General features: G+C 67.3%; 15 protein-coding genes and 1 pseudogene. 8 read left to right on the top strand and 8 right to left on the bottom strand.

All coding sequences use genetic code 11. From position 1 onward, the window contains the following. Window positions 1-155: 155 nt before the first annotated feature. Entirely contained in the window at window positions 156-3128 is a 2973-nt protein-coding gene (locus ACCC94_RS10870; protein WP_413349449.1) for an autotransporter domain-containing protein, read from the bottom strand. A 162-nt stretch (window positions 3129-3290) separates the two neighbouring features. Between ACCC94_RS10870 and ACCC94_RS10865 the strand changes: the two genes are divergently transcribed. Continuing rightward, window positions 3291-3632, top strand: coding sequence for a zinc ribbon domain-containing protein YjdM (locus ACCC94_RS10865; protein WP_138213617.1), 342 nt, complete (start codon window positions 3291-3293; stop codon window positions 3630-3632). A 257-nt stretch (window positions 3633-3889) separates the two neighbouring features. On the opposite strand, the gene ACCC94_RS10860 is transcribed toward ACCC94_RS10865, so the two are convergent. From ACCC94_RS10860 to ACCC94_RS10850, 3 genes are all read right to left on the bottom strand, one after another. Further along, window positions 3890-4729, bottom strand: a complete 840-nt coding sequence (locus tag ACCC94_RS10860) for an acyl-CoA thioesterase (RefSeq protein WP_413349447.1) — start codon at window positions 4727-4729, stop codon at window positions 3890-3892. 336 nt (window positions 4730-5065) lie between these two features. After that, complete coding sequence (locus ACCC94_RS10855; protein WP_413349445.1) at window positions 5066-6094, bottom strand: DUF5924 family protein; 1029 nt, start codon at window positions 6092-6094, stop codon at window positions 5066-5068. Between the two features lie 277 nt (window positions 6095-6371). Next, entirely contained in the window at window positions 6372-7280 is a 909-nt protein-coding gene (locus ACCC94_RS10850) for a LysR substrate-binding domain-containing protein (protein WP_413349444.1), read from the bottom strand. A gap of 332 nt (window positions 7281-7612) precedes the next feature. On the opposite strand from ACCC94_RS10850, the gene ACCC94_RS10845 reads away from it, so the two are divergent. The 7 genes and pseudogenes from ACCC94_RS10845 (at window position 7613) to ACCC94_RS10815 (ending at window position 15488) form a co-directional block, all read left to right on the top strand. Then, window positions 7613-8266, top strand: coding sequence for a carbon-nitrogen hydrolase family protein (locus ACCC94_RS10845; protein WP_413349443.1), 654 nt, complete (start codon window positions 7613-7615; stop codon window positions 8264-8266). Window positions 8267-8461: 195 nt separating this feature from the next. Beyond that, window positions 8462-9955, top strand: coding sequence for an aldehyde dehydrogenase (locus tag ACCC94_RS10840; RefSeq protein ID WP_413349441.1), 1494 nt, complete (start codon window positions 8462-8464; stop codon window positions 9953-9955). A 48-nt stretch (window positions 9956-10003) separates the two neighbouring features. After that, window positions 10004-10113, top strand: a pseudogene (locus ACCC94_RS10835) (hypothetical protein); the annotation flags it as partial. Window positions 10114-10126: 13 nt separating this feature from the next. Continuing rightward, window positions 10127-11509, top strand: a complete 1383-nt coding sequence (locus ACCC94_RS10830) for an aspartate aminotransferase family protein (protein WP_413349440.1) — start codon at window positions 10127-10129, stop codon at window positions 11507-11509. A 371-nt stretch (window positions 11510-11880) separates the two neighbouring features. Further along, window positions 11881-12921 (top strand): ABC transporter substrate-binding protein, encoded by a 1041-nt coding sequence (locus tag ACCC94_RS10825; protein WP_413349465.1) that lies wholly within the window; start codon window positions 11881-11883, stop codon window positions 12919-12921. 66 nt (window positions 12922-12987) lie between these two features. Then, a complete protein-coding gene (locus ACCC94_RS10820; protein ID WP_413349438.1) occupies window positions 12988-14379 on the top strand; it encodes a purine-cytosine permease family protein in 1392 nt (463 codons plus the stop codon). Beyond that, the gene (locus tag ACCC94_RS10815) at window positions 14376-15488 is read left to right on the top strand and encodes a class II histone deacetylase (protein ID WP_413349436.1); all 1113 of its coding nucleotides are present in this window, start codon (window positions 14376-14378) and stop codon (window positions 15486-15488) included. Before ACCC94_RS10820 ends, ACCC94_RS10815 begins: the two co-directional genes overlap by 4 nt. Window positions 15489-15846: 358 nt before the next feature. Here the strand turns inward: ACCC94_RS10815 and fdhA are convergent, their stop codons facing one another. The 4 genes from fdhA to ACCC94_RS10795 all read right to left on the bottom strand — a co-directional run. After that, complete coding sequence (fdhA, locus tag ACCC94_RS10810; RefSeq protein ID WP_017521542.1) at window positions 15847-17046, bottom strand: formaldehyde dehydrogenase, glutathione-independent; 1200 nt, start codon at window positions 17044-17046, stop codon at window positions 15847-15849. 411 nt (window positions 17047-17457) lie between these two features. Further along, window positions 17458-18315, bottom strand: a complete 858-nt coding sequence (locus tag ACCC94_RS10805) for a formyltetrahydrofolate deformylase (protein WP_413349434.1) — start codon at window positions 18313-18315, stop codon at window positions 17458-17460. A gap of 55 nt (window positions 18316-18370) precedes the next feature. Beyond that, window positions 18371-19006: a sarcosine oxidase subunit gamma gene (locus ACCC94_RS10800; RefSeq protein ID WP_413349433.1), complete on the bottom strand. Its 636-nt coding sequence runs from the start codon at window positions 19004-19006 to the stop codon at window positions 18371-18373. A 177-nt stretch (window positions 19007-19183) separates the two neighbouring features. Further along, window positions 19184-21671, bottom strand: a 2488-nt coding sequence (locus ACCC94_RS10795) for a sarcosine oxidase subunit alpha family protein (protein WP_413349431.1), incomplete at its 5' end; no start/stop codon positions are given.

The following is a 21671-nucleotide window of genomic DNA, read 5'->3' as shown; positions in this document are numbered from 1 at the left end:
CGGTCGGCTGACCGGGCGGCAAGCTTTGCCGCCGGGCCGTGACGGGACCATGTAGCGGGCTCCGAGACTGATCGGGAAATTTCCGAATTCACCCTCATAACCGCGCCAAAGAAAAAGCCCGGCGCAAACCGGGCTCTTTCGTTTCTCGCGGGGGATCAGAACGCCATCTGCCACTGCGCGATCAGCGCGTGGTTCTGTGCATTGCTGCCCATCTGGCCGCTGTAGCCGATGCCGAGGGTGTTGCGTGCCGACACGCCGACATCGAAGCCGACATCCAGCAGCAGGCTGTTGCGGTCCAGCGCGGTGCCCTGGACGCTGAAGGCGTCGCCACCGGCAATGAAGGACTGGCGGGTTTCGCTGTCGATGTCGCCGAAGGTGTGGCGCCAGCCAAGGCCCAGACGCGGGGTGAAGCTCATGCCGTTGCCCAGGGTATCGAGGCGGGCAATGCGCAGGCCGAGGGTACTGCTCAGGTTGTCCTGATCCTGGGAATCGACGTGCAGCGCTGCGGCGCCGCCTTTCTCATCGTACGAATCGCGCTCGTAGCGCTGGTAGTCCAGGCGCGCGTAGGGCTCGGCGCTCAGGCGACCGCTGCCCATGGCATAGCCGGTCTCGGCGAAGGCCTGCCAGCTGTCGGCGTCGTAGTCGCCCTTGGGCCGATCGCTGAACCCGTCGAACTCGACCCGGCGTTTGCTCTCGCCGTCATGGCTGCTGTAGGCCGCGCCCAGGCGTACTGCCAGCGGGCCGTTCTGGTGCAGCGCATAAGCGCCCAGGTGCCAGCTGTCGATGTCGCCGGAAACGCCGCCGCTGCCGTCCAGGTCGGTGTGCGAGTAGCCGCCGAGGACGCCCAGGCGCCAGTCCGGGGTCACCGCCCAGTCGGCGCCGAGCAGGGTGCCGCCGGTGTTCTGCTGCAGGTCGCCGCTGTTGTCGTGCTCGTCGAGCTTGCCGTGGCTGCCGATGCCTTGCAGCCACAGGCGGCCGGCGGCGTCCGGGTCGTTCAGGTTGCGCGCGGCGCTGGGTACGCCGGTGGCGGCGAGCATCGGCGTGTCGCTGCGCTCGGTGGCCGCCAGCAGGCTGCTGCTGCCCAGCTGGCGCACGGCATTGAGCATGGCGCTGCCGACCTGCTGGCTGCCGGCGATGGTCGCCGCTGCCAGGCTGGCGTTGCTGGCGCCGGCCAGTTGTTCCAGGGCGGAAGTGGCATTGCCCGCGTCGCTGGTGACCAGCGCGTTGTACAGCGCGCCGCCGTTCTGGCTTTGCAGCGCGGAGGCGGCGTTGCGGCCGTTGGCGCTGCTGGCCAGGTCGCCGAACTGCACGTCGTTGCGGGTCAGTTGCAGGTCGACGCTGTTGGCGCTGTAGCTCAGGGTCGGGGTCAGGAAGGCGAAATTGCTCTTCACGTCGGCGAACTGGCCGCTGACGCCGCCAGTGGAACTGATCACCTGCACGCTGCTCAGCCACGGCCAGTTGCCGCTGCCGGCCTGCACGGCGAGGTGCGAGCCGTCGATGCGGGTGCTGCCGTCCACCTGCACGGTGGCGTGGGCGCCGCTGGGCTCCACGCCGAAGGCCAGGGTCGAGCCGCTCTGCAGGTTCAGGTTGCCGGTCACGTGGGCGGCGCCGGTGACCGGCGAGGCGACGAGGGTGCCGGCGACGTTCAGCCCGCCGACACTGCCGTTGCCCGAGTACGTGGCGCCCTGGTCGATCCGCAGGGTGCCGAGGAGGCTGCCGGTGTTGCTCAGGCTGGCGCCGCTGAAGACTTCGCCGCCTTCGCTGAAATCGTCGGTGCTGGAGAGCGTCCAACTGCCCTGTTTCACGTCCAGCCATTCGAAGTGGGCGCTGTGGCCGAAGCTGCCGCCGGCGGCGGCATCGAGGGTGACGCTGTCGCGGCCGCTGCCGCCGTCCACCAGGCCGTCGAAGCGGCTGCCGGAGAGCAGCACCAGGCTGTCGTTGCCGCCGCCCATTTCCAGGGCCACGCCGTTGCCGCCGCGAATCAGGCCGTCGTTGACCACGGTGTCGTCGAGGTCGCCGGAGAAGGTCACGCCCGAGGAGGACTCGCCGCTGATGCTGCCGTGGTTTTCCAGGTAGGTCCTGCCGAAGCCGCTGTTGCCGTTGCCGTCGTCGACCAGGATGCCGCGGTCGACGCTGCGGATCACCGCGCCGGCGTAGTTGATGATGGTGCCGCCGCCCATGGCAATGCCTTCGCTGCCGTTCGGCGAGCCGTCCTTTTCGCCGGCGGCGCCCAGGCCTTCGATGATGCCGTGGTTCTCGACGTGGCCGGTGTAGTCGATGTCCACGCCATCGCCGTCGCCGTTTGGCACCAGGCCGTTGTAGGCGCCGCTGATGCGCCCGTAGTTGATCACCGTGCCGTCGCCGTCGGAGCCGAAGCCCGAACCGTTGCGGCCGATGATCACGCCGTCGGCGTAGTTGATCAGGGTGGCGCCGACATCGGTGGTGATGCCGTGGCGGCCGCCGCTGATCAGGCCGTGGTTTTCCACGTAGCCGCCCGGGGCACCCTGGAAGTCGATGCCGTCGTTCTTGGTGTCGGCGGTGATCATGTCCGAGCTGCTGATCTCGCCGTAGTTGGTGATCGAGGCGTTCCCGCCGGGGCGGATGCCATCGTTGCCATCGCTGTGGATCACGCCGCTGGCGCGGTTGATCAGGGTGACGGTGGCGTTGCTCTGCAGCTTGTCGAAGTCCAGCGCCTGGCCGGTGGCGGAAAGGATGCTGCCGGCGTTGTCGACCAGCACGTTGCCGGCACTGAACGGGTTGTTCATGCGGATGGCGTCGTCGTAGCCGACGATGCGCCCGCCTTCGCGGTTGATGATCCGGTAGAAGCGCGTGGCGCTGTCGCTGCCGGAAGTGTCGACCACGCGTCCGCTGGTGGACTGCATCAGGCCGCTATTGTCGATGACCACACCCGTGCCGGTGGCAGCGCCCTTGAGGTCAATGCTCTTGCCGCCGGTGACCAGGCTGCCGGTGCTGGTGACCGTCAGGCTGTCCTGGTTGGCCAGGGTGCGGCTGCTGGTCTGCGCGTCGCTGATGATGGGGGAGAGCGCAGCGGCGTTGGTCGTTCCGGCGGCGAGGCTCGCCAGCACCAGGGCGATGCTCAGCGCGAGCGGGGAGGGCTTGTGCGACATGGTACCGGCGTCCTTTCTTATCGAAGTGGCCGCCTGTTATAGCGATGGATTCTTACGCTTTTGTAACGGTGCTGGCGCATGGCCAACTTCGTCGCCGGGCAGAAACGGGATAAACCTTATATACTCTGCGGTCTTTTTACCGTTTGCCCTGTGAGAACCGCCGTGAGCCAGCTGCCGCCCTGCCCCAAATGCAACTCCGAATACACCTACGAAGACGGCGCCCAGCTGGTCTGCCCCGAGTGCGCCCACGAGTGGTCCGCTGATGGCTCGGGCGAGGCCGATGGCGATGCCCGTGTGATCAAGGACTCGGTTGGCAACCTGCTGCAGGACGGCGATACCGTCACCGTGATCAAGGACCTCAAGGTCAAGGGCTCGTCCCTGGTGGTGAAGGTCGGCACCAAGGTGAAGAACATCCGCCTGGTGGACGGCGACCACGACATCGACTGCAAGATCGACGGCATCGGTGCGATGAAGCTGAAGTCGGAGTTCGTGAAGAAGGTCTGAGCCCTCTTCCTGCCCATGAAAAAGCCCGGCCAGGTGCCGGGCTTTTTTGTGCTCTGCGTTCACTGCGCCGCTTTTCGTAGGAGCGAGCTTGCTCGCGAACCGCCCAACTTCGGTGTGCGCCTGGACCCTGTTCGCGAGCAAGCTCGCTGCTACAGCAAAGGTAGGATGGGTGGAGCTTGCGATACCCATCGCGGGCTGGCCGGGAAGTTGATGGGTATCGCTTCGCTCCACGCCATCCTACGGGGAAGCGAGACGGCTCACTCCTTGTAGTAAACCACCTGGTTGCTGGTCGCCAGCAGCGCGCCGGACTGGCTCCACAGCTGGGCGCTCTGGTCGAAGAAGCCGTTGCGGAATTCCTGCGCGCGGGCATCGCCCAGCAGGTAGCCCGCGCCGACTTCGGCCATCTGCGCGGCGTCGGTGTGGAAGTAGGTGGTGATCGACACGGTGCCGGCCGGCACCGGCGTGGCGCGGCGCAGCCAGATACGCGGGTAGAAGATGTCGCTCATCGCCGCCAGGGAGAGGAAATCCAGCGGGCGGTCCTGGGCGTCGCGCAGCCAGAGCTGGCTGCGGCTGGTCTCGCCGCTACCATCCCATTTGCTGGGGAAGGCGCCGGAAACCGGGCGCATCTCGTACTGTTTCGGCCAGGCCACGCCCTTGGCGGCGGGGCTCATCGGCTCGAAGTCGCTGGGCGGAGCGATGTCGGGGAAGGGCAGGTCGGTCAGGCTCCAGGTCTCGCGGCGCAGCGCGGTGACCAGGGTGGCGGTGGTGGTGACCTGCTGCTCGCCGGCCTCATCGGCCTGGGTCAGTTGCAGCAGCCAGTGCTGGGTGGAGCGGTTGGTGCGCACCGGTATGGCTTCGACCTGGAAGGTGCCGGCCACCACCGCCGCCGCGTAGTTCACCGTCAGCGACAGCGGGCTGCCGAGCAGTTGCTGATGGCGCAGCGCGCCCTGCAGCAGGACCGCGGCGGTGACTCCGCCGAAGGGGCCGACCATGTTCCAGTAGTCCTGGCTGGTGTGGCCCTCGTAGAGGTTGGGCTGGCCGGGGACGGGTTGCAGGGCCACGGCGCGGTCGAACGGGTGCAGGGCAGTATTGGTCATGACTCTCTCGGCGCTTTCTGTTCTGGGGAGAGGGTCTTGTAGGGGAAAGCGCCGCTCTGGGTCAAGGACACCCAGGGGCTGCCCCTGTTTCGGCGCGAACCGCGTTGCTGCGTCAAATCGCGCCAGGCTAGACGCGGGACGACGGCAATGGCATTCCCTTGTCTAGTCCCGCAACGACGCATGGCGTGATTTGCCGCGCAACCCGAAGGGACGGAGCGTATTTCGCGCAGTCTCCTTGCGCCGAAATGCCAGCTGCAGCCGATGCCCGGATGCACACCGGACCTGCGCGGAATACGCTTCGTCGCGGTCGTGCCGAAACGGGGGCAGCCCCTGACGTCACGGCGTGACCTCGAAACGCAGCGTACCGATCACCTGGCCCGCTTCCGTAAGCACCTGCACCTGCCAGTCGCCGCTGGGGTCGGTGGGGAAGTTCTGCTTGTGCGTCCAGGCGCGGTAGCCGGCTTCGCGGCCGCCCTTGATGTCCAGGGCGATGCGGTCCACTTCCTGGCCGTTCAGGCGCCAGGCGTGGTAGATGCGCTCGTTCAGCCCGCGCGGGGCGTTGATCGCGGTGTAGGCGTAGAGGCCCTGGGATTTGATCTGCGCGACGCTGACCGTCTCCAGGCTGTCGCCGGGGGTGCGCTGGGCGTTGTCGAAGCTCTCGGTCACCGCCATTTCGGTCATCCACAGGGTCGAGGGCGGCACCCAGGCGCGGGCGAACCAGCCCACCGCGCCGATGGACAGGGTCAGGCCGACCAGGGCGATCCAGCGCCACCATTTGTGGATCTTCACCGTCACTGCAAGGCTCGGGAAGGACAGCAGCACGGCGATGGCCAGCGCCGCCTGGTAGCTCTGCGGGGTGCTCAGGTGGAGGATGATCGGCAGCGCCGTGAGCAGCACCGCGAACAGCGTCAGGGTGTGGTAGCCGAGAAAGGTCCAGCGCCGCACCGACAGCCACTTGTAGTAGATGGGGTCGGTGATCGCCGCCAGTCCGGCGAGGGTCAGCACGCCGGTGAACAGGGCCTGGCCGCTGTTCCAGGTGGTGGTGACGAAGAAGAACGGCAGGCAGAAGAACAGGCTTTCCTGGTGGATCAGCTGGGTTCCGTAGCGCAGCAGGCCCGGCGGCACTTCCCAGCCGAAGCGGCTCTTGAAGCGCTGGGTCAACAGGTTCTCCAGCATCAGCCAGATCCAGCTGATCAGCATGACGATGGCCATGGCGCGGGCGAAGCCGGCGCGGTGGCGGTCGACCATGATGAAGCTGAACACCCCGGAGCAGAAGCCGAACAGGGCGATGACACGCGGGTACTTCTGCAGCAGGCCGACGACGAGGGTGATGAGGCGCTGCACGCGCTCTTTCCAGATGAGCATGGGGCGGGAAGGCGTTTCGGATTGGGGGCGAGATTGTAACCCCGGATGTCCGGTTGGGGGCATGGGAGTGACGGGAGGGGGTTGGTGCTCGGGCGATTGCCCTCTCCCTAACCCTCTCCCTGAAGGGAGAGGGGACTGTCCGGCGTGCGCTGCAACTGGAGTGCTCGCCGGTTGACTTTAAAGGGTGTTGATGCAGAGGGCGGGGGAGAGGGGGTGGCCACCGCGCCGAAGTTTGTTCGCGAGCAAGCTCGCTCCTACAGAAAAAGCGAAGACGGCCTCAATGCTTCCCGCTCAGCTCCTCTCGCGCGTAGTCGACGAACAGCTGCGCCGGCTTGGTCAGCTGGGCGCGCTTGAGCCAGGCGGCGACCAGGCCGGAGGTGCTGACCTCTTCGGCAACGTCCACCGTGACGACCTTCTTGCCGTCGTAGGTGCACTCGGAGTGCGGGCGGGTGACCAGCAGGGAGAAGCCGAAGCCCTGGCCGACCATGCCGCGCACCATCTCGATCGACGGCGAGCTGAAGGCGATGTGCGGGTTCAGCCCCAGTTCCTCGAAGATGCGCACGAAGTAGGTGCGGCTGGGCTGCACGTCCAGCAGGATCATCGGCTCCAGCACCAGGTCGCGCAGGGAAACCTTGTCCTGCTTGGCGAAGCGGTGGTTCTCCGGCAGCAGCGCGTAGGGGCGCTGGGCGGGCATCAGCGGATCGGTGGCGATGGTGGCGTCGAGGTCGTGCTCGTAGAGCAGCGCCAGGTCGAAGCGGCCGGCGGTCAGGCCCTGCACCAGCTCCTGCTGCTCGCCGTCGCTGATGCGGATTTCCACGCCGGGGTAGCGTTCGCGGAAGCCCGAGATCAGGCGCGGCAGGTAGAGCGGGGCGACGGTTTCGAAGCAGCCGATGTCGATCTGCCCGGCCACCACGTCGTTGTCGGCCAGCGCGTTCTGCTCGAACTCGTGGGCCATGCGCAGCAGTTCCTGCGCCTTGCGGTAGAAGCGCGCGCCGCTGGGGGTGAGCGACACGCCCTGGGCGTGGTGGCGGATGAACAGCTGCACGCCGAAGCTCTCTTCCAGCCCCTTGATCGCCGTGGAAATGGATGGCTGCGCGATGTACAGCTTGCGCGACGCCTCGGCCACGCTGCCGCATTCCACGGTGGTCACGAAATACTTCAGTTGCCGCAAGGTATAGGAAGCCACTGCACGCCTCGTTGCTGCTTTTTTATACAAGATACCGCGTTGGGCCGGCCGGCGGGGGCGGCCCATGGCGAAGATTTTCCTCGCCGGGGACCACATTTTTCATGGCCTTGGCCGCCTGCTGCGACCCTCCGGGCGCGGGCATACTCCAGCGCAGTGCGTGAAAGCGCCCTGCAAATCCCGTACACGCAGCCTGGAGTAAAGCTCATGCGCATGGCCCTTTGGCAGACCTGCGGCCTCCCCGGCGATGTCGCCGGCAACCTCGACCAGCTGGAGCGCCAGGCCGCGGCGCGCAACTGCTGCTCTGCCCGGAGCTGTGGCTGGGCGGCTACAACGTGCCGCAGCGCATGAACGAGCTGGCCGAGGCGGCAGACGGGCCGTCGGCCGGGCGCATCGGCGAGCTGGCGCAGCGCTTCGGACTGGCCATCGCCTATGGCTACGCCGAGCGCCATCCGCAGGGCGGCAAGCCGTACAACTCGGTGCAGGTGATCGGCCCGTCCGGCTGCGCCCTGGGCCATTACCGCAAGGCGCACCTGTTCGGCGCCATGGAGCGCGAGGTGTTCAGCGCCGGCGACGTGCTGGAAGCACCTTTCGACTACGCCGGCTGGCGCATCGGCCTGCTGATCTGCTTCGACGTGGAATACCCCGAAGCGGTGCGTACCCACGCGCTGAGCGGCGCCGAGCTGATCCTCATCCCCACCGCGCTGACGCCCGAATACGGCGCGGTGCCGGGCGTGATAGTCCCGGCACGGGCGGTGGAGAACCAGCTGTTCGTCGCCTACTGCAACCACTGCGGCGTGGAGGACGGCCTGGCCTTCCTCGGCGGCTCCTGCATCGTCGCGCCGGATGGCGAATGCCTGGCTGCCGCCGGGCCCGCGGAGAGTCTGCTGATCGTCGATCTCGACCCGCAGCAGCGCGCCCGCCAGGCCGGCACTTTCCCCTACCTGGCGTGCCGTCGCCCCGAGTTGTATGAAGCGCTGACCCGCTGACTACGGGCCCTGCAGCGGTGCGCCGGTGCGCACCGCGATGGCGCGCAGCGCTCCGGGGCGGTGCATCGCTGCCCAGCTTTTTCATATATCCCGAAGACAAATTTAATAATTTTCCTTGGCAAGGCCTTGGGCGACCATCCAATCCACATTCGAACAACAACGTCCCTCGAGGGCGAGCGAAGCAGGAGTGCCCTGGTGTACGAGCTCAACGATTGGCGGCAGCGTGCTGCCCGGCAGACCTTCATCGACAGCGCGCTGATCGGCGGCCGCCGCGTGGCCGCGCAGGATGGCGCGACCTTCGCCGCCATCGACCCGGCGACCAATCGCCTGCTGGCCAATGTCGCCGCCTGTGGCGCGGCCGAAGTCGACGCTGCTGTCCGCGTTGCCCGTAATGCCTTCGAGACCGGCCCGTGGGCGCGCATGGCGCCGCGTGAGCGCAAGGCCGTGCTGCAGAAGCTCGCCGAGCTGATGATGGCAAATCGCGACGAACTGGCCCTGCTCGACACCCTGAACATGGGCAAGCCGGTCATGGACGCCTGGAACATCGACGTGCCCGGCGCCGCCGGCGTGTTCTCCTGGTACGCCGAAAGCCTCGACAAGCTCTACGACCAGGTCGCGCCGACCGCGCAGAACGCCCTGGCCACCATTACCCGCACGCCGCTGGGCGTGATCGGCGCCGTGGTGCCGTGGAACTTCCCCCTCGACATGGCCGCCTGGAAGCTGGCGCCCGCGCTGGCCGCCGGCAACTCCGTGGTGCTCAAGCCCGCCGAGCAGTCGCCGTTCTCGGCCCTGCGCCTGGCCGAGCTGGCGCTGGAAGCGGGTATCCCCGAAGGCGTGCTGAACGTCGTGCCGGGCCTGGGCGAGGCCGCCGGCAAGGCGCTGGGCCTGCACCCGGACGTGGATGCCCTGGTGTTCACCGGTTCGACCCAGGTCGGCAAGTACTTCATGCAGTATTCCGCGCAGTCCAACCTCAAGCAGGTCTGGCTGGAATGCGGCGGCAAGAGCCCGAACCTGGTGTTCGCCGACTGCCGCGATCTCGACCTGGCCGCCGAGAAGGCCGCCTTCGGCATCTTCTTCAACCAGGGTGAAGTCTGCTCGGCCAACTCGCGTCTGCTGGTGGAGCGTTCGATCCACGACGAGTTCGTCGAACGCCTGATCGCCAAGGCCCGCGACTGGGCCCCGGGCGACCCGCTGGACCCGGCCAGCCGCGCCGGCTCCATCGTCGACAACAAGCAGACCGCCGGCATCATGGCCTGCATCGAGCGCGCCCAGGGCGACGGCGCGACGCTGGCCTGCGGTGGTCGCCAGCTGAGCTTCAACGGCTCGGACAACTTCATCGAGCCGACCATCTTCACCGGCGTGCGCCCACAGCAGTCCCTGGCCCGCGACGAAGTGTTCGGCCCGGTGCTTGCAGTCATCCCCTTCGACAGTGAAGAAGAAGCCGTGCGCCTGGCCAACGACAGCATCTATGGTCTCGCCGCTTCCCTGTGGAGCGACGACCTGCACCGCGCCCACCGCGTGGCGCGCAAGCTGAACGCGGGCACCGTGTCGGTGAACACCGTGGACGCGCTGGACCCGGCGATTCCGTTCGGCGGCGGCAAGCAGTCCGGCTTCGGCCGCGACCTCTCGCTGCATTCCTTCGATAAATATACGCAGCTCAAGACCACCTGGTTCCAGCTGCGCGACTGATGTAGGACAGGCCGCCGGGGCGAGCCCGACGCCTGAGCAACACGCGAATTCCTAACCGAACCGTTCGAGACGGCCGGTGAGACTGCCCAGGTAAGTCCGTCGCCCTCGATCCCCTGAAGACCCCTCAGGCCGGCTGCCGGAGCACCGCCGAGGGATAGAGGAGAAAAGTCGATGACCGACAAGACCCGCGCGCCACGTGATACCCGCGACTACCAGAAAGCGGACGCCGCGCACCACATCCATGCCTTTCTCGACCAGAAGGCGCTGAACGCCGAAGGCCCGCGCGTGATGGTGCGTGGCGAAGGCCTGCACCTCTGGGACAACGACGGCAATCGCTACCTGGACGGCATGTCCGGCCTGTGGTGCACCAACCTGGGCTATGGCCGCAAGGACCTGACCGCCGCCGCCGCCGCCCAGCTGGACGAGCTGCCCTACTACAACATGTTCTTCCACACCACCCACCCGGCGGTGATCGAACTGTCCGAGACGCTCTTCAGCCTGCTGCCCGACCACTACAGCCACGCGATCTACACCAACTCCGGCTCCGAGGCCAACGAGGTGCTGATCCGCACCGTGCGCCGCTTCTGGCAGATCGAAGGCAAGCCGCAGAAGAAGATCATGATCGGCCGCTGGAACGGCTACCACGGCTCCACCCTGGCGGCTACCGCGCTGGGCGGCATGAAATTCATGCACGAGATGGGCGGCCTGATCCCGGACATCGCGCACATCGACGAACCCTACTTCTTCGCCGCCGGCGGTGACCTGACCCCGGCCGAGTTCGGCCGTCGCTGCGCCCTGCAGCTGGAAGAGAAGATCCTCGAGCTGGGGGCCGACAACGTCGCCGGCTTCATCGCCGAACCCTTCCAGGGCGCCGGCGGCATGATCTTCCCACCGGAAAGCTACTGGCCGGAAATCCAGCGCATCTGCCGTCAGTACGACGTGCTGCTGTGCGCGGACGAAGTGATCGGCGGCTTCGGCCGTACCGGCGAGTGGTTCGCCCACCAGCACTTCGGCTTCCAGCCGGACACCCTGTCCATCGCCAAGGGCCTGACCTCTGGCTACATCCCCATGGGCGGCCTGGTGCTGAGCAAGCGCATCGCCCAGGCGCTGGTGGAAGAGGGCGGCGTGTTCGCCCACGGCCTGACCTACTCCGGCCACCCGGTGGCGGCAGCGGTGGCGGTGGCCAACCTGCGCGCGCTGCGTGACGAGGGCTGGGTGAATGCGGTGAAGAACGACACCGGCCCGTACCTGCAGCAGTGCCTGCGCGAAGTCTTCGGCAACCACCCGCTGGTGGGCGACATCCAGGGCGCCGGCTTCGTCGCCGCGCTGCAGTTCGTCGAGGACAAGGCCACCCGCAAGCGCTTCGACAACGAGAACGACATCGCCTGGCGCTGCCGCACCATCGGCTTCGAGGAGGGCGTGATCATCCGTTCCACCCTCGGCCGCATGATCATGGCCCCGGCGCTGGTCGCCGGCCGTGCCGAGATCGACGAACTGGTCGACAAGACCCGCCGCGCGGTAGACCGCACGGCCCAGGAAATCGGCGTGCTGTAACGGCACGCGCTTCCGCTTTTTTTGTAGGAGCGAGCTTGCTCGCGAACGGTGACGCGGAGCTCGGCAAGAGCCCCTCTCCCTAACCCTCTCCCTGAAGGGAGAGGGGACTGGATCGGCGCAGGCTGATGCCGTGGTGTCAGCCGGCTCGGATAGCTCCCTCTCCCTTCAGGGAGAGGGCGGGGGGAGAGGGAACCCGCTAGCGCCAATTGTTCCCGAGCAAGCTCGCTCCTGCGAAGAGCTGAAATACCCAACAACAACGCCGCGAGCGCGAAGACGCCCGCGCGATGGAACCCTTTTGCCCGGCTTCTGGCCGGGGGTACTGCCCAGCAACACAACAACGCCAATCCGGCTGTGGGAGTCGTTCCATGAAAGTGTCCTTGCTTACGCGCATCTCCATCACCTGTGCCCTCGCTGCCGCTGTCGGCAGTGCTCATGCACAGTCCCAAAGCATCACCGTCATCTCCTTCGGCGGCGCCACCAAGGCGGCCCAGGAGCAGGCCTACTTCAAGCCCTTCGAGGCCAGCGGCGCCGGCAAGATCGTCGCCGGCGAGTACAACGGCGAAATGGCCAAGGTGAAGGCCATGGTCGACGTCGGCAAGGTCACCTGGGACGTGGTCGAGGTGGAGAGCCCCGAGCTGCTGCGCGGCTGCGAGGAAGGCCTGTTCGAACGCATCGACCCGGCGGCCATCGGCGACGAGAAGAACTTCGTCCCCGGCACCCTGAGCGAGTGCGGCGTGGCCACCTACGTCTGGTCCATGGTCATGGCCTACAACGGCGCCAAGGTCGCCAAGGCCCCGCAGTCCTGGGCCGACTTCTGGAACACCGCCGAATACCCCGGCAAGCGCGGCCTGCGCAAGGGCGCCAAGTACACGCTGGAAATCGCCCTGCTGGCCGACGGCGTGAAGCAGGAAGATCTCTACAAGGTGCTCGGTACCCAGGAAGGCGTCGATCGCGCCTTCGCCAAGCTCGACCAGCTCAAGGGCAACATCCAGTGGTGGGAAGCTGGCGCGCAGCCGCCGCAGTGGCTGGCCGCCGGTGATGTGGTGATGAGCGCCGCGTACAACGGCCGCATCGCCGCCGCACAGAAGGAAGGCGTGAAGCTGGGCATCGTCTGGCCGGGCAGCCTGTATGACCCGGAATACTGGGCCGTGGTGAAAGGCACGCCGAACAAGGCGCTGGCCGAGAAGTTCATCGCCTTCGCCAGCCAGCCGCAAACCCAGAAGACCTTCTCCGAGAACATCCCCTACGGCCCGGTGCACAAGGGCACGCTGGACCTGCTGCCGGCGGACGTGCGCGATGCGCTGCCCACCGCGCCGGCCAACCTCGAAGGCGCCCGCTCGGTGGACGCAGCCTTCTGGGTCGACCACGGCGAAGAGCTCGAACAGCGCTTCAACGCCTGGGCTGCCCGCTGATCCTTTCCTGATCCACGCCCGGCGTCCGCGCCGGGCCTGCCTTGCCAACGACGCGTGAGAAACACAATGACAACGACGCAAAACCAGGCGACGACGCTGGAGCTGAGCACCATCCAGCCCATCGCCGCACACGAACGACACGGCCGCGCCCGCGACCTCTTCACCATCTGGTTCGGCAGCAACATCATGTTGCTGACGGTGGTCACCGGCGCTCTGGCGGTCACCGTGTTCAAGCTGCCGTTCTTCGCCGCCGTGCTGGCGCTGGTGCTCGGCAACCTGGTGGGTGGGGTGTTCATGGCGCTGCACTCGGCCCAGGGCCCGCAGCTGGGCGTGCCGCAGATGGTGCAGACCCGTGGCCAGTTCGGCTCGTTCGGCTCGCTGCTGGTGGTCGCCCTGGTGGTGATCATGTACCTGGGCTTCTTCGCCTCCAACCTGGTCCTCGGCGGCCAGGCGTTGCATGCGCGCTTCGAGGTGATCGGCACCAACACCGGCATCCTGCTGGTGGGCGCGATCAGCGTGATCGCCACGGTGTTCGGCTACCGCCTGATCCACGGCTACACCCGCGTGATGTCCTGGCTGTCCGGCGCGGTGCTGCTGGTCAGCTTCGTCTGGCTGGTGTTCGTCCACGGCCTGCCGGCGGACCTGCTGCAGCGCAACGAGAACAACATCCCCGGCTTCCTCGGCGCGCTGTCCATCGCCGCGCTGTGGCAACTGGCGTATGCGCCCTACGTCTCCGACTACTCGCGCTACATGCCGCAGGGCACCGGCGCGCGCACCGCGTTCTGGTCGAGCTACTGGGGCTGTTGCCTGGGCTCGATCCTGCCGATGCTGCTGGGCGTGCTGGTCGGCCTGTCGGTGGGCGAGGGCGACGTCATCGCCGGCCTGATCGAGATGACCGGCGGCTTCAGCGCCATCATGGTCGCGGTGTTCTCCATCGGCATCGCCGCCACCAACTCGATGAACCTGTACTGCGGCACCCTCTCGGCCATCACTGTCGGCCAGACGCTGATTCCCGCCTGGTCGGCCAAGGCTGGCTGGCGCACGGTGATCGCCCTGGCGCTGTTCGGCGGTTCGCTGGCCATCGCCCTGCTCGGCCAGGACAACTTCATGGCCAACTACACCAACTTCATCCTGCTGCTGCTTTACGTGCTGGTGCCCTGGAGCGCGATCAACCTGGTCGACTACTACCTGGTGGCCCACGGCGAATACGACGTGCTGTCGTTCTTCCGGCGTGACGGCGGCATCTACGGCACCTTCAACTGGACCGCGGTGAACTGCTACATCCTCGGCATCCTGGTGCAGGTTCCGTTCATGTCCACCGCGCTCTACACCGGCGCCGCCGCGCAGGCCATGAACGGCGCGGACATTTCCTGGGTCGTCGGCCTGGGCGTGGTCTCGCCGGTGTACTGGCTGTTCAGCCGCAAGCGCCAGCGCGCGCTGAAGGCGGCTCGCGCATGAGCCGTCGCACCGGGTTCTTCTTCGACGAGCGCTGCTTCTGGCACGCGACCGGGCTGCATGCGCTGATCCTTCCCGTCGGTGGCTGGTTGCAGCCGCCGGTGGGCGGCGGCCACGCCGAGTCGCCGGAGAGCAAGCGCCGGCTGAAAAGCCTGATGGACGTCTCCGGGCTGAGCAGCCAGCTGCACCTGTCCAGCGCGCCGCTGGCCAGTGAGGAAGACCTGCTGCGCGTGCATCCGGCCAGCTACCTGGAGCGCTTCAAGGCCTACAGCGAAGTCGGCCATGGCGACATGGGCGAGGAAACCATGGTCAGCCATGGCACCTACGACATCGCCCGGCAGTCCGCCGGCCTGACCATCGCTGCGGTGGATGCGGTGCTGCGCGGCGAGCTGGACAACGCCTACGCGCTGTCCCGTCCGCCGGGCCATCACTGCCTGCCGGATCGTGGCATGGGCTTCTGCTACCTGGCGAACATCGCCGTGGCGGTGGAGACGGCCAAGGCGCGCCACGGCATCAAGCGCGTGGCGGTGCTGGACTGGGACGTGCACCACGGCAACGGCACCGAGGCGATCTTCTACAACCGCGACGACGTGCTGACCCTGTCGATCCACCAGGCCGACTGCTACCCCACCGGCACCGGCGCGGTGGACGACATCGGAGAGGGCGCGGGTAAGGGCTACAACCTCAACGTGCCGCTCTACCCCGGCAGCGGCGACGACGCCTACCGCGCGGCCATGGAGACGATCATCGTGCCGGCGCTGGAGCGCTTCCAGCCCGAGCTGATCGTGGTCGCCAGCGGCTTCGACGCCAACGGCGTGGACCCGCTGGCGCGGATGCTCGCCCACAGCGAGACCTTCCGCTTCATGACCGCCGCCGTGCGCGACGCAGCCGAGCGCCTGTGCCAGGGCCGGTTGGTGGTGGTGCACGAAGGCGGCTATGCGGAAGCCTACGTGCCGTTCTGCGGTCACGCGGTGATCGAGGAAATGGCCGGCGTGCGCACCGAAGTGGTCGATCCCTTCCTGCCGATGCTTGAAGGCCAGCAACCCGACGCGGACTTCCGCGCCTTCCAGCGCCAGGCGCTGCAGCGGATGGCGGCGAAGCTGCTCGGCTGAGTCAGAGACATCGCGGCGGATCGCATTTGTAGGATGGCGTGGAGCGAAGCGATACCCATCAATTCTCGGCACCCTCCGCATGGGTATCGCTGCGCTCCACGCCATCCTACGAGGTGATCTCGGAGTCCGTCTGCGGAAGGCGCGGCCCTCGTAGGAGCGGTGGGGCGCGGGTCCTGTGTAGGAGCGAGCTTGCTCGCGAACGGATACCCCCGGTTGCGCCTGCGTTGGGCGGGTTCGCGAGCAAGCTCGCTCCTACAGGTGAAGCGGTGCCAACGCGAAGGCAAAAAAAGGGAGCCTTGCGGCTCCCTGGAGAGACGGCCGCGGAAGTGGAGCCGCGGCCGGGGGTTCAAGTGCGCCGTCAGGCGGCGCGGAACAGGTTGTGCGGGTCGATGACGAATTTCTTCGGCACGCCGGCATCGAACTCGCCGTAGCCCTTGGGCGCGTCGTCCAGGGTGATGACTTCCACCCCGACGACGTCGGCGATCTTGATGCGGTCCCACATGATCGCCTGCATCAGCTGGCGGTTGTACTTCATCACCGGGGTCTGGCCGGTGTGGAAGCTGTGCGACTTGGCCCAGCCCAGGCCGAAGCGGATGCTCAGCGAGCCCTGCTTGGCAGCCGCGTCCACCGCGCCCGGGTCCTCGGTGACGTACAGGCCCGGAATGCCGATCTTGCCGGCGACCCGCACCACGCCCATCAGCGAGTTCAGCACGGTGGCCGGAGCCTCGTGCTGCGAGCCCGAATGACCGTGGCCACGGGCTTCGAAGCCGACCGCATCGACCGCGCAGTCCACTTCCGGCTCGCCCAGCAGGTCGGCGATCTGCTCGTGCAGCGGGGTGTCCTTGGACAGGTCGGCGATCTCGAAGCCCTGCGCCTTGGCGTGCGCCAGGCGGGTCGGGTTGACGTCACCGACTATGACTACGGCGGCGCCCAGCAGGCGGGCCGAAGCGGCGGCGGCGAGGCCGACCGGACCGGCACCGGCGATGTAGACGGTGCTGCCCGGACCGACGCCGGCCGTCACCGCGCCGTGGTAGCCGGTGGGGAGGATGTCGGAGAGGCAGGTCAGGTCGCGGATCTTCTCCATCGCCGCGTCGCGGTTGGGCAGGCGCAGCAGGTTGAAGTCGGCGTAGGGGACCATCACGTACTCGGCCTGGCCACCGACCCAGCCGCCCATGTCGACGTAGCCGTAGGCGCCGCCGGCGCGAGCCGGGTTGACCGTCAGGCAGACGCCGGTGTGCTGCTCCTTGCAGGTACGGCAGTGGCCACAGGCGACGTTGAACGGCACCGAGACCAGGTCGCCGATCTTCATGGTTTCCACGCCACGGCCGATCTCCACCACCTCGCCGGTGATCTCGTGGCCCAGCACCAGGCCTTCGGGCGCGGTGGTACGGCCGCGCACCATGTGCTGGTCGGAGCCGCAGATGTTGGTGGAAACGACTCGAAGGATCACCCCATGGTCGATCTGCTTGCCCTGCGGGTCCTGCATCTTCGGATAGGGGATGTTCTGTACTTCGACCTTGCCCGGGCCGAGATAAACCACACCACGATTGCCAGACATACGCATTCCTCATTGTGTTTGTGGGTACAAAGACGGGCCTTGCGGCTCGCGGTTTTGCACTGGGATGTCGTGTGTTGCGCGACAGGGCCGGTACGTACTGCTGGCAGCCGGCGGGTCTGTCGGTGTTGCTCGGTGGTTGGGAGCGGGTGCTTTCAAAAGCCCCTCTCCCTAACCCTCTCCCGCAAGCGGGAGAGGGGATGTTCGTGTGTGGAGGGAGCGCCGTGTCAGCCGGAGACTCCGCACTGCTCTTGCCCCCTCTCCCTTCAGGGAGAGGGCTGGGGAGAGGGCGCTTTACCGCGAACGCCACAGTCCAGGTGGAAACGCAGGGCGGATGAGCTCCATCCATCCGCCGTTCGAAGTGTCATGGCGGATAACGCCTGCGGCGTTATGCGCCCTACAGGAGCGGTGCCGTTACAGCACCACCGTCCGGTTGGCATTCAGGAAGACGCGTTTCTCGATGTGGTAGCCCACGGCCTTGGCCAGGGTCAGGCACTCCACGTCGCGGCCCTTGGCGATCAGGTCCTCGGGGTAGTGGGAGTGGTCCACGGGCTCGACGCCCTGGGCGATGATCGGGCCCTCGTCGAGGTCGTTGTTGATGTAGTGGGCCGTGGCGCCGACCAGCTTCACGCCCTTCTGGTAGGCCTGGTGGTAGGGCTTGGCGCCCTTGAAGCCGGGCAGCAGCGAGTGGTGGATGTTGATCGCCCACCCGTCCAGGCGGCGGCACAGTTCGGGGGACAGCACCTGCATGTAGCGGGCGAGGATCACCAGTTCGGCGCCGGTCTCCTCGATCACCTGCCAGACCTTCGCCTCCTGTGCGCCCTTGTCGTTGGGGTCGAGGGCGAAGTGGTGGTAGGGGATGCCGTGCCAGCGCGCCAGCGGTTCGAGGTCCGGGTGGTTGGAGACCACTGCCACCACGTCCATCGGCAGCTGGCCGATGCGCTGGCGGTAGAGCAGGTCGTTCAGGCAGTGGTCGGCCTTGGAGACCATGATCACCACCTTGCTGCGGTAGCCCGGCGGGGTCAGTTCGACATTCATCTGGAAGGGCGCGACGCGCTCGGCGAGGCCGGCGCGGAAGGCCGCTTCGTCGAAGCCGTCGCCGGCGCGGAATTCGATGCGGATGAAGAAGCGCTGCGCCAGGCGGTCATCGAACGAATGGTGCTCGGTGACGTAGCAGCGCTGCTCGAACAGGTAGCGCGTGACCACGTCCACCGTGCCCAGCAGGCTCGGGCTGTCGGCGGTGAGGATCCAGGTTTCGGGGGTGCGGCTCATGGTCTGACTCCGAAGGATTTCCCCCCGCCGGTGCGACGGGGGGAATCGACGCCTGTTACGCCGCCACCTGCAGGCCGTACTCGGCGCAGGAGTCCTGCAGCCACAGCCAGAAGTAGTCGGAGAAGCTGCGGCGCACCACCAGCTCCCAGGTGTGCTCGCCGGTATGGCGGATCACCAGCTGGGACTTGGCGAAGTTCGTGCCCACCGCCTTGCCCACCGGGAAGTTGCTCGGGTGCACGTCGTAGCCGGTGGACTTCATCAGCACTTCGCGGACCTTGGCGCCTTCCAGCTCCAGCAGGGTCTGGCCGCCGCTGACATTGACCACCGAGTAGTGCAGCTCTTCGCCCAGCGCTTCGCGCAGGCGCTGCTCGACGGCGAACTCCTCGCCGCCGGGGACGATCAGCAGCCACTCGTCCGGGCCGAGCCATTGCAGCGAGGTGTCGCCTTTGGCTACCAGGGTCAGCGCCACCGGCAGCTCCAGCCCCAGGGCCTTGTGCACGCCGCCGGCGAAGGCCGGGTCGTGGGCGTCGCCACGCAGGGTCAGGTGGCCGAGGAATTTCTTCTCGCGCAGGGTCACGCCGGCGTTGGCCACCTTGCGCGCGGCGAGCTTGTCCAGCTCGGCGTGGTGCAGGGGCGATTCGGCCTGGATGCCGTCTGCGGGACGTTGCTGGTAGAGATTGGCTTTGCTCATTCGTATTCACCTTGGGGCGTCGTGCGCCCTGGAAGCCTGTCTGCCCTCTCCCTAACCCTCTCCCTGAAGGGACAGGGGATGTCCGAGTGCACCTTATGCACCGTGCCATCCGGGAGCTTCAGTCACTCCCTCTCCCTTCAGGGAGAGGGCGGGGGAGAGGGGCGAACCCCACTCCGATCAATCCACGTTCTGCCGTTCGCCTTTCGGGTCGTAGAACACCGAGCTGCAGATTTCCGCCTCGATCACCCGGCCATCCGGCAGCGGGGCATAGACTTTCTCGCCCAGGCGCTTGATGCCGCCCTTCACCACCGCCAGGGCGAAGCTGTAGCCCAGGGTGCTGCTCATGTAGCTGGAGGTGACGTGGCCGACCATGGTCGCGGGAATGGTGTGCTGGGGGGTGAACAGCAGCTGCGCGCCCTCGGGCAGCAGGTCCATCGGGTTGGTCGGCTTGAGGCCGACCAGTTGCTTGCGGTCCTCGCGCTGGCAGTCGGCGCGGTTCATGCCGCGCCAGCCGATCCAGGAGAACGGCTTGGTGCGACCCACCGCCCAACCCATGTTCAGGTCGTCCGGGGTGACCGAGGCATCGGTGTCCTGGCCGACGATGATGAAGCCCTTCTCGGCGCGCAGGACGTGCATGGTCTCGGTGCCGTACGGCGTCAGGTTGTACTTGGCGCCGGCGGCGACTATGGCCTCCAGCACACCCATGGCGTAGTTGGCCTGGATGTTCACCTCGTACGACAGCTCGCCGGTGAAGGAGATGCGGAACACCCGCGCCGGTACGCCGGCGACCTTGCCTTCCTTCCAGGTCATGAAGGGGAAGGCGTCCTTGTCCAGGTCGATGTCGGTGACCTCGGCCAGCAGCTTGCGGCTGTTGGGGCCGGACAGGGTGAGGGTGGCCCAGTGGTCGGTGACCGAGGTGAAGTACACCTTCAGCTCCGGCCATTCGGTCTGGTGGTACAGCTCCAGCCATTCCATGACGCGCGCGGCGCCACCGGTGGTGGTGGTCATGACGAAGTGGTTGTCGGCCAGGCAGGCGGTCACGCCGTCGTCGAAGACCATGCCGTCTTCCTTGCACATCAGGCCGTAGCGGGCCTTGCCCACGTCCAGCTTGGTCCAGGCGTTGGTGTAGACGCGGTTGAGGAACTCGCGGGCGTCCGGGCCCTGGATGTCGATCTTGCCCAGGGTGGAGGCGTCCAGCAGGCCGACCGACTCACGCACGGCGCGGCACTCGCGGGCCACGGCGGCGTGCATGTCTTCGCCGCGCTTGGGGAAGTACCACGGGCGCTTCCACTGGCCGACGTCCTCGAACTCGGCGCCGTTCTTCACGTGCCAGGCGTGCAGGGCGGTGAAGCGCACCGGTTCGAACAGGTGGCCGCAGTGACGGCCGGCGACGGCGCCGAAGGTCACCGGGGTGTAGTTCGGGCGGAACATGGTGGTGCCGGTGTCGGCGATGCTCTTGCCCTGGGCCCGGGCGGCGATGGCCAGGCCGTTGATGTTGCCCAGCTTGCCCTGGTCGGTGCCGAAGCCCAGCGCGGTGTAGCGCTTGACGTGCTCGATGGACTCGAAGCCCTCGCGGCAGGCCAGTTCGATGGCGGCGGCGGTGACGTCGTTCTGGGTGTCGACGAACTGCTTGGGTGCGCGGGCGGTGGACTTCTCGTGGGGCACCTGGAACAGCGCCAGGGTGGCGTCCTCGGCGCGCTCGGCAACTACCGGCAGTTCGCCTGCGACGGACTTGAAGCCGCCGTCGACAGCGGCCTGGCTGCCGGCCTGGTAGCCGTCGGCCAGGGCATCGGCGAGACGGAACACGCCGTTCACCGCGCCGGCGCAGAGGCGCTTCTGGAAGGCCAGGCCGGGAACGAAGGCGAGGATGTCCTCGCGCCATTCCGGCTTTCCGCCCAGGTGCGAAGCCAGGTGTACCACCGGGCTGTAGCCGCCGGAGCTGGCGATGAGGTCGCAATCCAGCCACTCACCGGGCGCGTTGACCTTGTGGCGGAAGGTGTCGATGGAGGCGACCTTCGCACCGCTCACGCGCTTGCTGCCGCGTGCCTCGATCACGGCGCTGCCGGTGATGACGCGCATGCCGCGCTTGCGCGCTTCCTCGACCCATTCGCCACGCGGGTTGGGGCGGGCGTCGGCGATGGCGACCACCTGCAGACCGGCTTCCTGCCAGTCCAGGGCGACGCGGTAGGCGTAGTCGTTGTTGGTGGACAGCACCAGCTTCTTGCCCGGTGCCACGCCGTAGCGGCGTACATAGGTGGAGACGGCGCCGGCGAGCATGTTGCCCGGCACGTCGTTGTTCGCGTAGACCAGCGGGCGCTCGTGGGCGCCGGCGGCGAGCACCACGCGATTGGCACGGACGCGGTGTACACGCATGCGCACCTGGCCCAGCGGAGCGGTCTCGCCGATATGATCGGTGCGGCGCTCGTGGATGGTGAGGAAGTTGTGGTCGTGGTAGCTGTTGACGGTGGAGCGCGGCAGCAGGACCACGTCCGGGTTGCCTTGCAGTTCGGCGATGACCTTCGCCACCCACTCCTCGGCCGGCTTGCCGTCGAGGGTCTCGCGGGTGTCGAGCAGGCTGCCGCCGAACTCTTCCTGTTCGTCGGCGAGAATCACCCGCGCGCCGCTGCGCGAGGCGGCCAGGGCGGCGGCGAGGCCGGCGGGACCG

This window comes from Pseudomonas sp. Pseusp97 (assembly GCF_047304025.1).
Taxonomy (GTDB): Bacteria; Pseudomonadota; Gammaproteobacteria; order Pseudomonadales; family Pseudomonadaceae; genus Pseudomonas.
This window is presented reverse-complemented; position numbering and strand designations above follow the sequence as displayed.

Coding starts and splice junctions, on each gene's coding strand:
- ACCC94_RS10870 (WP_413349449.1), bottom strand. CDS start 3,128: ATGTCGCACAAGCCCTCCCCGCTCGCGCTGAGCATCGCCCTGGTGCTG.
- ACCC94_RS10860 (WP_413349447.1), bottom strand. CDS start 4,729: ATGACCAATACTGCCCTGCACCCGTTCGACCGCGCCGTGGCCCTGCAA.
- ACCC94_RS10855 (WP_413349445.1), bottom strand. CDS start 6,094: ATGCTCATCTGGAAAGAGCGCGTGCAGCGCCTCATCACCCTCGTCGTC.
- ACCC94_RS10830 (WP_413349440.1), top strand. CDS start 10,127: ATGACCGACAAGACCCGCGCGCCACGTGATACCCGCGACTACCAGAAA.
- ACCC94_RS10820 (WP_413349438.1), top strand. CDS start 12,988: ATGACAACGACGCAAAACCAGGCGACGACGCTGGAGCTGAGCACCATC.
- ACCC94_RS10815 (WP_413349436.1), top strand. CDS start 14,376: ATGAGCCGTCGCACCGGGTTCTTCTTCGACGAGCGCTGCTTCTGGCAC.
- fdhA (WP_017521542.1), bottom strand. CDS start 17,046: ATGTCTGGCAATCGTGGTGTGGTTTATCTCGGCCCGGGCAAGGTCGAA.
- ACCC94_RS10805 (WP_413349434.1), bottom strand. CDS start 18,315: ATGAGCCGCACCCCCGAAACCTGGATCCTCACCGCCGACAGCCCGAGC.
- ACCC94_RS10800 (WP_413349433.1), bottom strand. CDS start 19,006: ATGAGCAAAGCCAATCTCTACCAGCAACGTCCCGCAGACGGCATCCAG.